This is a genomic window from Ohtaekwangia sp. (genome assembly GCF_036568665.1).
GTDB lineage: Bacteria > Bacteroidota > Bacteroidia > Cytophagales > Cyclobacteriaceae > Ohtaekwangia.
Window position 1 is genome coordinate 1 of record NZ_DATCSD010000362.1, and the last position, 11,896, is coordinate 11,896.

Sequence of the window (11,896 nt, forward strand, 5' to 3'; positions counted from 1 at the left end):
GTTCGCTATAGCCTGAACGATTACTCATCCATCAAATTCTCTTACGACAAAACCTACCAGTATATGCACATGGCTCCATTGTCGTCAGTATCATTGCCGTTAGATGTATGGGTGCCTAGCTCCTCCATTATAAAACCTCAATACGCACATCAATGGTCGGCCGGATACTTCCGGAATTTTATGGATCACAAAATTGAAACATCTGTAGTGCTATATTACAAGAACATGTATAACCAGCTGGAGTATCGCGAAGGTGTAATTATTGGCTATAGCAAAGGCTTTAACTTCGATGATAACTTTGTATTTGGTAAAGGTACTTCGTATGGCAGCGAGTTTCTCATTAAGAAAACCAGCGGGCGACTGAACGGCCAACTGGCCTATACGCTTTCTAAAACAATGCGCACGTTTGATGCGCTGAACAAAGGCAAGGCATTTCCTGCCAAGTACGACAGGCTACATGATCTTTCTATCATGGCTAACTTTCGCTACAATCCCAAGTGGACATTCTCATGTGTATTTGTATATGCTACCGGCAATGCGCTCAATCTTCCTGTAGCACGATATGTTATACAGGGAAATATAGTAAATGAGTATGGCGACCGAAATTCATTTCGCATGCCCGCCTACCACCGGCTGGATGTTTCCGTTACGCATACACTCCATAAATCCGAACAATATGAGTCATTCCTGATACTATCGATCTATAATTTATACAGTCGAAAGAATCCATACTATGTATACTTTGAAACAGAAGGTAATCTGCAAGAGTATGAATTGCGCACGAGTATAAAGCAAGTATCGCTGTTCCCGATCATTCCGGCTATAACGTATCGCGTAAAATTTTAAGAAGATGAAGCAACTGATCCTGATCATCATAACCGGTATATGCATCGCTTCAGCATGCACACCTGAGTCAGACCTGGACGCTATAGCCTATACACCCAAGCTGGTGATTGATGGCTCGATTGAAGACAACGGTTTTGCCCGTGTAGTGCTGAGCTATAGCTCTTCATATTTTGAAAATATAGATTCCGCTTCCATACGCAAGCTGCTCGTTACAACAGCCAAGGTAGTGGTAAGCGATGGTGAGCAGGAAGAGATACTCACCCTGAAACGAGATGAAACAGCTTTTCCGCCTTATGTTTATCAAAGTACATCGTTAAAAGGTAAAGCAGGGAAAACTTACAAACTTACTATTACACTAAAAGGCGAGACCTATACTGCGACTACATCTATACCTCCGCCAGCCGCACTCGACAGGGTGTGGTTTGAACTGGCCCCCGGAAAAGATTCAGTGGGATATGTATATGGCACACTCACAGACGATCCTGCCGTAGATAATTACTACCGCGTATTTACCCTGCGAAAAAATATAGACGACCGATTTATACCGGTATATCTCTCCGCCATCGGAGATCAATATTTCAATGGCAAGAAATTTACATTTACTATTCTGCGCGGACCAGAGAACTTCACCAACATTACCGATGACTTATACTTTACCTTAGGCGATACTATACGCGTTAAATTGTGCACGATGGATAAGGCACACTTTGATTTCTGGCGAACCGTTGAACGAGAACTATATGTAGTGGGGAATCCCTTTGCTTCGTCAGGGAATGAAATTATCTCCAATATAGATAACAAGAAAGCGCTGGGCGTGTGGGGAGGTTACGGTGTTTCATATTACCAGCTCGTAGCGAAAGAGTAACTATATATATACTACTGAGCACGCTGCAGCATACGATTATTAACTGCGCGAACAGATTCAATTTCACTTTTAACAATGTCGTCCAAAATCTGCATAGCTCTGGCATGCCTTAACCAATATTGCCTTTTACTTGCAGTGATTTTTGTTTTCCTTACAGAAGATTTTTTCTTTCTGACAACTGCTTTCTCTGTCTTCATAAACTCTAAATTAAAACTTTTTCACGTTTCCTGAACAGCCCTGCCGGATTTTTACCGAGAATATCGGTGCAATAAAATGATTCGTTCTTTGAAACATCCGTATTAATGATTCCGTAGGAGTCTATATAGTAAGGCTGGCGGTTCTTTAGCATAAAATACGTTAACGAGGGATTACTACCATATACATCAAAGATTAATGACAACGGAACATACCGCTTTGTTTCATGAAATCGCTTAAGAGCTCTAACGGTTGATTTTTCCTTTGGCAAATATACCAGTGACAAATGCACTTTGTAGCCAGCATTTTTCAAACCTTCACAGTAAGGAATTATATCATCAGGGTCTGCTCCTATTTTGGGGATTATTAAGTTATACTTTTGATGTCTAGCTTTATAATATAGTGATGAAAAACCGGTTTGTTCTTCGTCACCAAAAATTATCAATGAAGATTCCGTATTAACCAGCGATGCTCCCCATGGATGTTTTGAGTATTCCGGCAATTTTCGCTTGGCAAATCAGTATCCAAAATTATAGCTCCATACTTCTCCGCGATTCGTTTTGCTACTGATGACTTTCCGGAAGCCGGAAGTCCAATCAAAATAAAAGCTTGCCTTGAGCGCTTCACTTTGGTAGGTAAACCTCCTCCTTTTCCTAGCGAAATACGATCATCATTTGATAATAATCTTTTTGTGAAGAGCTCATCTACAATCCGCTTACGCAAAGTCAATCTTTTTTCGTCTGTTGCGTAATTCCTGTCCCTAAATTTCCTTATTGTGGATGTCGGATTCTCCAAACCATCCATTACCCCTTTTTCACTATTTATTATATGGTAGGCTATATCCGGATAGTCATCAACATCAATACCTAAAGATATAGTAAGGAATTGCTCTACTTGCTCCTGATCTCTTAGTAATCTCGCAAAACTATTGCTCATAACGGCATATATACTACACAATGATACTTGCTAATATATACATTCCTGAAAACAAAAAAAGCTGCGGGATTTCTCCTGCAGCTCTCTTGCATATTCAAACTTCACTTTTTAATCGTTGCCTAGGTCTTCGATGAATGCACTGAGTTCATCCTGTATATCTTCAAAACCTGTTTCGGTATACGTAGCCAGATCTGATTTAGTATTGTCAGCAAACACGATACGAACTTCGAGGTTCTCTCTTGTCTCTGTTACATCCGGGCAATCGTATGGATATCCCCACTGATCGAACTTGCACTGATCGCTTCCGTAATCAGGATAAGTGATTGATTCAGTAGTCACATAGAATTCACTGTCAGCAATTTTCTTCTTAGAGTCAGCATAGAACACGATCAACTTATAGTTAGCATTCCAGGCTGCAGCTTGTTCAGCTTTTGTTTTAGCAGCATCCAGTGCTTTTACGAGCTCAGGTGTATTTACTTCACCAGAGAATTTGATATTCAAGATCTGGAAGTAAGCACTTCCTGTTTCGAATACATCTTCAGGACCACCGCTGTTTTCGATGTTACCTGAATTAAAGTTACCCGTTGCACGCGCACCGAATGCGAACAGATTCTTGCCATCTTGTGTCAGGCCATAGTCTACAGAAGCTTTTGTTGTAGTGTTCTCAACATCGTATGAGAACTTGTAGTTATCGATCGTAATAGAAGTCGATACGTTAGTAGGCTCTCCGTTAGAATCGTATGCTGCTGAGAAAGAGTATTCCATCTTCTTTGTTCCATCTATCGTAAGATCAGCTTTCAACGCTGTAGGATAGTCACCGGTATAGCTATCGCCACCGATGTTGCTGGTAATCTGCGTACCTTTATAATCATACACAGAATATTCAGCATTGTTGGTTGTTCCATTTTCAGTAGAAGGGAAACGGAAAACAATCTTGCTGCCGGTTTGTGTATATGTCCATGTGTCGTTTGCTTTGCTATAGGTATATATACCCAGCAATGACTCATACTCTTCCTGGAAAGACGTAAAATCGCCAGCTTCTACGCGCATGTTAGACAATGCATCGGCAACAGAAGTTTTATCGTTACCCAAAGAAGCCAATATAGTAAGCAGGTTAACACCTTGTGTATTGCTTACGCGGCCGTTAGAAAGATTATCCGGCAGTGTGCTGCCATCGAGATGTTTGCTGAATGCGATAGAAGTTTGTATTCCGCTTGTGTTCTTCAGCGAAGTAACACTCTTTACAAGAGAAATACCGTTGTCTTCGAGGTTAGCCTTGTTCTGCTCCACAGTCAGGTCGCTGTACTCTGTCGGGAACTCAGGTTCGTTGGTGTTGTTGGTTTCTTCGTCATCTTTTCCGCAGGATACTGCTAAAATTCCTGACAGGATTAATGCGCTAAACTTTAGATAGTTTTTGATCATAACGTTGGTTAGATTTTTTACAAGTATAAGCAGTGGAAGTTTACTGACAGGAATCACCATTAGTTGTTTCACCAACCCTATGTGTAAGAAAAACCTCGGGCTGAACTATTCATCTCTCACAACAAGCTTACGTAGATTTCCTTACAAGTCCGGAAGTGGAACTACCCTGTTTTGTATGATCAAAACGTCCTGTTATCGACAGATATTAACCGGTGAGCTATTCATTTTTGTCATTTTACAACGGATACATTACACGCGTTTGACGACTTTACCAAACGCAGGTTGCTCATGAACTTTCCAGGATGTTTTACCGGCTGGTAACGTATTGATAGATCTTTTCTGATACAGAAGCCATTGCTGCAATAGCTGCTTTATCATCTTTAGCATCCTTGGATAACAGCACCAAAACATATTTGCGATCATCCGGCAGAAAAATAATTCCTGAATCGTGATTAACCCCAACTATATTACCCGTTTTGTGTGCAACCCTAACGGTAGGCGGCAATTTAGCGGGAATGATCTCGTTGAACTTTTGCTCCAACAGTATATCTGTCATAATGCGGGATGCCTCCGGATTTACCGCTTCGCCCTTCGCTATCTTTTCAAAGATCACCATTAGGTCGTATGCGGTTGTTGTGTTATTCAATCCTTTCTCAAAAGCTTTCTCATCTTCTACACCGCGCAACACCTGAATATCTTTTGCGCCTAACGCACGCATAGTGCTTGTAACATTCCTTGCATCTACCAGTTCAATGATCATGTTCGTTGCCAGGTTGCTGCTGGTAATAATCATATCGTAGGCCAATGAAGAGATAGAACGTTTCTCCCCTATATGATTATAGAGTTCCTGTTCACTGTCTTCTTTCTGATTAAGTGTATAGCTGCTGCTGTCTACTATACTTTTAAACTCATTGTGTATAATGAGCGAATCCGTAAACGAAAATTTACCAGCCACTACTTGTTTACATACTTCAATAAGCACCGGAGTCTTCATAGTACTCGCAGCATGAAAAGTTTCATGTTCGTTGATGTATATCTCTTCGCCTGTGGATAGGTCTTTGAAGGCAACAGCAAAAACAGCTTGTTGTTCTTGCAAGGTTTCTGTGATAGACTTGGTAAGTTTTTCTTTTTTCGTCATCGGTTTGCAGGAGAAAAGTACGATGATGAGATATACTATCGGACGGGGTATACGCATGTGTGAGAGTTTCGACTGAATCTATACCCGAAGATAGAACAAAAGATGATATAGTATAGAAACAACAAAGGCCTCCTTGTGGAAGCCTTTGTATATTGAAACTGATTATAGCTGTAAATCTTTACTATTACTTGGTAGCATCAAAACGTTTTGCTACTTCGCTCCAGTTAACCACATTCCAGAATGCAGCTATATAGTCTGGTCTGCGGTTTTGATAGTGCAGGTAATAAGCATGTTCCCATACATCAAGACCCAGTATAGGTGTACCTTTTACTTCGGCAACATCCATTAATGGATTGTCCTGGTTAGGCGTTGATGTGATCTGAAGTTTTTTGCTTCCGTCAACAATCAGCCATGCCCAGCCTGAACCGAAACGACTTGTAGCAGCAGCAGCAAATTTAGTTTTAAACTCATCAAAGTTACCGAAAGTAGCATTGATAGCATCCCCCAATGCACCAGTGGGAGCACCACCTGCATTCGGACCAAGAATTGTCCAGAACAGACTGTGGTTATAGTGACCACCACCGTTGTTGCGCACAGCTACCGGATACTTGGAGATATTTTTATTGATCTCTTCAAGGCTAAGTTTCTCTGCATCGGTACCGGCAATAGCATTGTTAAGATTTGTTACATAGGCGTTATGATGCTTGCCGTGGTGTATCTCCATTGTCTTTGCATCAATATGTGGTTCAAGAGCATTGGCTGCATACGGCAGCGCGGGCAATGTAAAAGCCATAATACTTAGTTTAATAGGTTGAACATTTTTTGTAAGAAGTCAAATATACAACCATAACCTTGCCCGGAAAATTTCATCAGCGTTATGATTATACGAATTTATTTGTGCTGTTCTCAGAATGGCAGATCGTCTGACGGACTGTTATCCGCATAGAACGGCTCATCGCCAGGAGGTGGTGCACTGCTGCCGCTACCTTTGCTGCTACCTCCGCTCTTCTCTAACTTCCAGGCTCTTGCCTCAGTATACCAACGACCGTTATACTCACGGCTTTCCAGATCAACTGACACGGAAACTTCATCGCCAACGGATAAATTATACTGATCTACTTTATCGCCCCAGGCCGACAGGCATACTTTTTTAGGATATTGACTCTGCGTCTCGATAATAAACTCCTGTTTTTTCCACGGGCCTTTTTTGCCCTGACCAGTTTGCAACTGCAACAACTGAATTACTCTTCCTTTTATTTCCATGTGACTAATTAATTTCTGATCCGTTTAAAAAAGTCGTTAATCAACTTCTTGCACTCATCGGCTTTTATACCCTTTACTACTTCTGTTTTCGGATGCAGCAATGGTGTACTTACCAGACTATATCCGCGCTGTATATCCGATGCTCCATATACCAGCTTCTGCAACTGCGTCCAGTGTAATGCTCCGGCACACATCACGCACGGCTCAAGCGTAACATATAGCGTACACTCGCTCAGGTATTTTGATCCGAGATAATTAGCGGCTGCCGTTACTGCCAGCATCTCTGCATGCGCTGTAGCATCTGTTAGTTTCTCGGTTTGATTATGTGCCCGGGCAATGATCCGATTATTACAAACCGCCACGGCTCCTACCGGAACTTCCCCTATATCAAATGCTTTCGCAGCTTCTTTCAAAGCTTCGCGCATAAAGTATTCATCGGTATATAATTCCATAGTCGGAGGGCAAATCTATAAAGGAAGCTTTAAAGCAGAAAGCGGAAAGCCTAAAGCAGGAAATAAAAATGTATACCCTGGCTTTACGCTTTGAACATTCGGCTTAAAACTTTATTTCACTTTGATCGCTTTCATCATGGCGCGCGCAGTTTCCTGCCACTGATCTTTTACACGCCTCGGACAGTTGAAAGAGAACACAAGTGTTTTGCCTGGCTCTACCAGGTATTGTATATAGGTATAGCGCAGTATCGGATCCTGAAAACCTTCTTCACGTCTGTTACCATTCATGCGCGACTCAAACTCGAAATAGGCAAACTTCTTTTTATTAATCTCCTGTACACCTTCCTGTATCATATCTACACGATCGAATGTATTCATGAGGCTGGCTTTAAAAAATTCGCGCGCCAGTTCTATATTGGTATCGGGCCATTGTGTTGCTGAAATATTAACACTGAAATCTACCGTACGATCGTCATTGGTATAGGCTGCCAGTGGTGCGCGTACTGAAGGATAACGCTGTGTAAAATCCATGGCATCCATCGGGCGCCAGTCCTGTGGAATAGAAATCGTGATCCCTTCTGCCACTTTCATTTTTACAAGCTTCGGTTTATCGGCTGCCAATAGGGTCAACGCCAACACAATCAACACATTAGGAAAGGCACTTTTAATTCTTAGCATATCACGCAGGGAGACAAAGTATTATTAAATTCGCGGCTAAATTAATTAAAACTAACATGTTACGAACCCACACCTGCGGTGAATTGAGGATAACAGATGTAAACCAACAAGTAACCCTGGCCGGCTGGGTGCAGCGCCTGCGCGATAAGGGTAGCGTTCTCTGGATAGACCTTCGTGATCGATATGGTATAACCCAGTTGATTTTTGAAGAAGGGAAAACAGATAAAGCTTTGTTGGATGCAGCTCGCAGCACTGGTCGTGAATATGTATTACAGGTAGAAGGAACGGTTGTTGAACGTCTTTCCAAAAACGATAAGATCCCTACCGGTGAAATTGAATTGAAAGTTTCCAAGCTTACCATTCTTAACCCGGCCAAACTTCCTCCCTTTACGATTGAAGATGAAACCGATGGTGGTGATGATCTTCGGATGAAGTATCGCTATCTCGATCTTCGCAGAAATCCCGTGCGCGAAAAACTGCAGCTCCGTCATAAGATGGCGCAGCAAACACGCACGTATCTCGATAGTCAAAATTTTATTGAGGTTGAAACACCTGTATTGATCAAATCAACTCCCGAAGGCGCGCGTGATTTTGTAGTACCATCGCGTATACATCACGGTGAGTTTTATGCTTTACCACAATCGCCACAAACCTTCAAGCAATTGCTGATGGTATCGGGTTTCGATCGTTACTACCAGATCGTAAAATGTTTCCGCGATGAAGACTTGCGTGCTGACCGCCAGCCGGAGTTTACGCAGATCGACTGCGAGATGGCATTTATTACACAGGAAGATATACTCAATACATTTGAAGGACTGGTGCGTCACCTTTTCAAAAATGTAAAAGGTATAGAATTACCTTCCGTGCCGCGCATGTTCTATGATGATGCCATGAAGCTATACGGTTCTGATAAACCTGACACTCGCTTCGATATGAAGTTTGTAGAGATCACAGAACTCACCAAAGGAAAAAACTTCCCGGTTTTTGAGAGTGCAGAACTGGTTGTTGGTATAGCAGCGAAAGGATGTGCGGAATATACCCGTAAGCAGATAGATGAGCTTACCGAATTTGTAAAGCGTCCGCAGATCGGTGCAAAAGGTCTGGTATATATACAGTATAAAGCAGACGGATCGATCAAGTCTTCTGTGGATAAATTTTATACTCCGGAAGAATTAAAGGCCTGGGCGGATAAATTCAACGCACAGCCTGGCGATCTGATTTTGTTATTGGCTGGTGAAGCCTATGCTACACGCAAGCAATTGAATGAACTCCGTTTGTTGATGGGTGAGAAACTGGGCCTGCGCGACAAGAATAAATTTTCTGCGCTGTGGGTAATCGACTTCCCGTTACTCGAGTGGAACGAAGAAACAAAACGTTACCATGCCATGCACCATCCGTTTACTTCACCGAAGCGTGAAGATATACACTTGTTGGATACTGATCCGGGTAAAGTGCGCGCGAATGCTTACGACATGGTGATAAACGGAACAGAAGTGGGCGGTGGTTCTATTCGTATTCACGACAGACCTACACAACAATTGATGTTCACACACCTCGGCTTTACCGAAGAGGAAGCGAAAAAGCAATTCGGATTTTTGATGGATGCTTTTGAATTTGGTGCACCTCCACACGGTGGTATAGCATTCGGATTCGATCGCCTGTGCTCGATCTTCGGTGGCGTTGATTCTATCCGCGACTTCATTGCTTTCCCGAAAAACAATGCAGGTAAAGATGTGATGATCGATTCTCCTTCTACTATATCGCAAGAGCAGTTAAATGAGCTTGCGCTGTTGATCAAGAAATAGTTATCCGTTATTCGTTAATTGTTATACGTTGGCGGTATATATAGCTCTCGTATAACAATTAGCGGATTGGGATAAGCGGAAAGTGTAAAGTAAAAAAAGCTGAAAGCAGTGGCCAGGAGATGGGAAGTCGGGGAAACATTTATCTCTATTCTCAGTGGCATTGGATTTCAAACACACAAACCCCGCACTCACGATTAACTGTTAACGGATAACGGAACTTGAATATCGAACAAAAAACATCGAATAACGAATGTTGAAGTAGTGGTGACTTTTACGATTAACAGTTAACCATTAACGATACACACCTTCAGAAGCCAGTAGCAATTTCATCTATGAAAGATTTCTTCTCTGGTCATTCAAAGATATATGCAGCTTTTCGGCCTGATTATCCGGAGGCGATCTACGAGTATATCTTGCAATATGTAAAGCATACAGATATAGCGTGGGATTGTGCCACCGGTAACGGACAAGTGGCACACGCACTCGCCAAGCATTTCACACGCGTAGAAGCTACCGATATCAGTCAGCAGCAACTGGATAATGCAGCTCAGGCCAGTAACATCCGCTATAGCGTGAGTCCGGCAGAGCGCACTTCTTTTGCTGATCATCAATTCGATTTAATAACAGTAGCCCAGGCGTTGCATTGGTTTGATCGCGATAAATTTTATCAGGAAGTAAAACGCGTTGGCAAGCCCGGTGGAGTATTGGCTATATGGGGCTACGCGCTGCTCTATATAGAGCCCGTTATTGATGCTATTATTATGAACTTCTATACTAACACGGTTGGTCCTTTCTGGGATGATGCCCGCAGGTTGGTAGAACAAGAGTATAAAACTGTTTCATTTCCCTTTAAGGAAATCGACTCACCTAAATTCTCCATTGATGTAGGCTGGACATTGGAGCACCTTTCCGGCTACCTGGAAAGCTGGTCGGCCACACAAAAGTATATTCAGAAGCATCATCAAAATCCGGTTACAGCTGTGGTGGAAACTCTACGAAAACATTGGCCTGCAGGCGAATCTAAGAAGGTATCTTTCCCGGTATTTTGCCGGATCGGTATCCTGTAAACCTTCAACTGCATTACTTTCTTACATCATTGTTTCTTTCGCGTTTCTCAATTTCTTTTCTGCAGAAACCTCACTATCATCGTATACTTTTTTCAATCATGATGCGCTACGTTATTTTTTCAGCTGCTATACTTACGCTGGTCGTTATTCTGGCCTGCACGCAAAAGCCACAACAACAATTTGATGTGATCATCCGCAATGGAACAGTATATGATGGTGCTGGCGGAACTCCCTACACAGCAGATATAGGTATGAATGCCGATACGATTGCTGCTATCGGAAAGCTCAATGACGCAACCGGCAAAAAAGAAATTAATGCAACAGGACTCGCGGTTGCTCCCGGCTTTATCAACATGCTCAGTTGGGCCGATCAGAATTTATTAAAAGATGGCCGCTCGATGAGCGACATCAAACAAGGTGTTACACTGGAAGTATTCGGAGAAGGGTGGTCGCCCGGCCCGATGAAACGCAAGAATAAAAATCCGGTGGATAGTCTCTGGACAACATTGGGTGGTTACTTCAACTGGATATCGAAGAAAGGTATATCTACCAACGTAGCTTCTTTCGTTGGGCAAACCTCTGTTCGAAATTATGTAATGAACTACGACAACCGTAAGCCTACGGATGCTGAGCTTTTGCAAATGAAGCAACTGGTGCAACAGGCTATGGAAGAAGGCGCTATGGGTCTTGGCACTTCACTCATCTATCCTCCTGCTACGTATGCCTCTACGGAAGAACTGATCGCGCTCGCAAAAGTAGCATCACAATATGGCGGCATGTATACCACGCACATGCGCAGTGAAGGCGATTTTATACTGGATGGTGTAAACGAAACGTTGCGCATTGCACGCGAAGCAAATATACCGGCCGAGATATACCACATGAAGTTGAACATTGCACGCAACTGGAACAAGATCGACACGATGCTTACCAAGATTGACAGTGCGCAAAGAGCAGGACTAAAGATCACGGCAGATATGTATCCCTATACTGCAAGTGCTACAGGACTCACTTCACGCCTGCCTACATGGGTACAGGAGGGTGGAGCCAAAGCCATGCGACAGAAACTGAAGACTCCGGCTATTCGTAAAAAGGTTTTATACGAAATGGAGATGGGCATACCTTATAAAAACTCCGAGCCCGAATATGTTGTGTTGATGGGTTTTCGTCTCGATTCACTAAATAAACTATATAAAGGAAAAAAATTGAGTGAAGTAGCTCGCCTGCAT

Annotated in this window: 13 protein-coding genes and 1 pseudogene; 5 read left to right on the top strand and 9 right to left on the bottom strand. The window is 42.7% G+C overall.

From position 1 onward, the window contains the following. Both VIN08_RS20755 and VIN08_RS20760 read left to right on the top strand, forming a co-directional pair. A pseudogene (locus VIN08_RS20755) lies at positions 1-846 on the top strand (TonB-dependent receptor); the annotation flags it as partial. A 4-nt stretch (positions 847-850) separates the two neighbouring features. Next, a complete protein-coding gene (locus tag VIN08_RS20760; RefSeq protein ID WP_331969196.1) occupies positions 851-1,711 on the top strand; it encodes a DUF4249 domain-containing protein in 861 nt (286 codons plus the stop codon). Between the two features lie 11 nt (positions 1,712-1,722). On the opposite strand, the gene VIN08_RS20765 is transcribed toward VIN08_RS20760, so the two are convergent. The 9 genes from VIN08_RS20765 to VIN08_RS20805 all read right to left on the bottom strand — a co-directional run bounded on the left by VIN08_RS20765 (position 1,723) and on the right by VIN08_RS20805 (position 7,795). Continuing rightward, on the bottom strand, positions 1,723-1,908 hold the full coding sequence (locus tag VIN08_RS20765) for a hypothetical protein (RefSeq protein ID WP_331969198.1): 186 nt from the start codon (positions 1,906-1,908) through the stop codon (positions 1,723-1,725). A 5-nt stretch (positions 1,909-1,913) separates the two neighbouring features. Next, positions 1,914-2,351: a zeta toxin family protein gene (locus VIN08_RS20770; RefSeq protein ID WP_331969201.1), complete on the bottom strand. Its 438-nt coding sequence runs from the start codon at positions 2,349-2,351 to the stop codon at positions 1,914-1,916. Further along, complete coding sequence (locus VIN08_RS20775; protein ID WP_331969204.1) at positions 2,348-2,842, bottom strand: hypothetical protein; 495 nt, start codon at positions 2,840-2,842, stop codon at positions 2,348-2,350. Before VIN08_RS20775 ends, VIN08_RS20770 begins: the two co-directional genes overlap by 4 nt. Before the next feature lie 108 nt (positions 2,843-2,950). Next, entirely contained in the window at positions 2,951-4,264 is a 1,314-nt protein-coding gene (locus tag VIN08_RS20780) for a hypothetical protein (protein ID WP_331969207.1), read from the bottom strand. Between the two features lie 307 nt (positions 4,265-4,571). Then, positions 4,572-5,459 (bottom strand): serine hydrolase, encoded by an 888-nt coding sequence (locus VIN08_RS20785; RefSeq protein ID WP_331969210.1) that lies wholly within the window; start codon positions 5,457-5,459, stop codon positions 4,572-4,574. Positions 5,460-5,586: 127 nt separating this feature from the next. Next, positions 5,587-6,195, bottom strand: a complete 609-nt coding sequence (locus VIN08_RS20790) for a superoxide dismutase (RefSeq protein ID WP_331969213.1) — start codon at positions 6,193-6,195, stop codon at positions 5,587-5,589. Positions 6,196-6,308: 113 nt separating this feature from the next. Then, positions 6,309-6,665, bottom strand: coding sequence for a DUF3127 domain-containing protein (locus VIN08_RS20795; protein ID WP_331969216.1), 357 nt, complete (start codon positions 6,663-6,665; stop codon positions 6,309-6,311). Between the two features lie 8 nt (positions 6,666-6,673). Continuing rightward, the gene (locus VIN08_RS20800) at positions 6,674-7,117 is read right to left on the bottom strand and encodes a nucleoside deaminase (protein ID WP_331969218.1); all 444 of its coding nucleotides are present in this window, start codon (positions 7,115-7,117) and stop codon (positions 6,674-6,676) included. A gap of 111 nt (positions 7,118-7,228) precedes the next feature. Further along, the gene (locus VIN08_RS20805; RefSeq protein WP_331969222.1) at positions 7,229-7,795 is read right to left on the bottom strand and encodes a hypothetical protein; all 567 of its coding nucleotides are present in this window, start codon (positions 7,793-7,795) and stop codon (positions 7,229-7,231) included. Positions 7,796-7,851: 56 nt separating this feature from the next. Between VIN08_RS20805 and aspS the strand changes: the two genes are divergently transcribed. The 3 genes from aspS to VIN08_RS20820 form a co-directional block, all read left to right on the top strand. Beyond that, positions 7,852-9,600: an aspartate--tRNA ligase gene (aspS, locus tag VIN08_RS20810; RefSeq protein WP_331969225.1), complete on the top strand. Its 1,749-nt coding sequence runs from the start codon at positions 7,852-7,854 to the stop codon at positions 9,598-9,600. Between the two features lie 332 nt (positions 9,601-9,932). Beyond that, positions 9,933-10,667 carry a class I SAM-dependent methyltransferase gene (locus tag VIN08_RS20815; protein WP_331969228.1) on the top strand — a complete coding sequence of 245 codons (735 nt, stop codon included), beginning with the start codon at positions 9,933-9,935 and terminating at the stop codon, positions 10,665-10,667. Between the two features lie 98 nt (positions 10,668-10,765). Next, positions 10,766-11,896 (top strand): N-acyl-D-amino-acid deacylase family protein (locus tag VIN08_RS20820; RefSeq protein ID WP_414693307.1); only part of this gene is annotated, 1,131 nt, incomplete at its 3' end.

Excerpts from the sequence above, each read along its gene's own strand:
- VIN08_RS20765 (WP_331969198.1), bottom strand. The coding sequence starts at position 1,908 with ATGAAGACAGAGAAAGCAGTTGTCAGAAAGAAAAAATCTTCTGTAAGG.
- VIN08_RS20775 (WP_331969204.1), bottom strand. The coding sequence starts at position 2,842 with ATGAGCAATAGTTTTGCGAGATTACTAAGAGATCAGGAGCAAGTAGAG.
- VIN08_RS20800 (WP_331969218.1), bottom strand. The coding sequence starts at position 7,117 with ATGGAATTATATACCGATGAATACTTTATGCGCGAAGCTTTGAAAGAA.
- VIN08_RS20815 (WP_331969228.1), top strand. The coding sequence starts at position 9,933 with ATGAAAGATTTCTTCTCTGGTCATTCAAAGATATATGCAGCTTTTCGG.
- aspS (WP_331969225.1), top strand. The coding sequence starts at position 7,852 with ATGTTACGAACCCACACCTGCGGTGAATTGAGGATAACAGATGTAAAC.
- VIN08_RS20795 (WP_331969216.1), bottom strand. The coding sequence starts at position 6,665 with ATGGAAATAAAAGGAAGAGTAATTCAGTTGTTGCAGTTGCAAACTGGT.
- VIN08_RS20790 (WP_331969213.1), bottom strand. The coding sequence starts at position 6,195 with ATGGCTTTTACATTGCCCGCGCTGCCGTATGCAGCCAATGCTCTTGAA.
- VIN08_RS20780 (WP_331969207.1), bottom strand. The coding sequence starts at position 4,264 with ATGATCAAAAACTATCTAAAGTTTAGCGCATTAATCCTGTCAGGAATT.
- VIN08_RS20785 (WP_331969210.1), bottom strand. The coding sequence starts at position 5,459 with ATGCGTATACCCCGTCCGATAGTATATCTCATCATCGTACTTTTCTCC.
- VIN08_RS20760 (WP_331969196.1), top strand. The coding sequence starts at position 851 with ATGAAGCAACTGATCCTGATCATCATAACCGGTATATGCATCGCTTCA.
- VIN08_RS20805 (WP_331969222.1), bottom strand. The coding sequence starts at position 7,795 with ATGCTAAGAATTAAAAGTGCCTTTCCTAATGTGTTGATTGTGTTGGCG.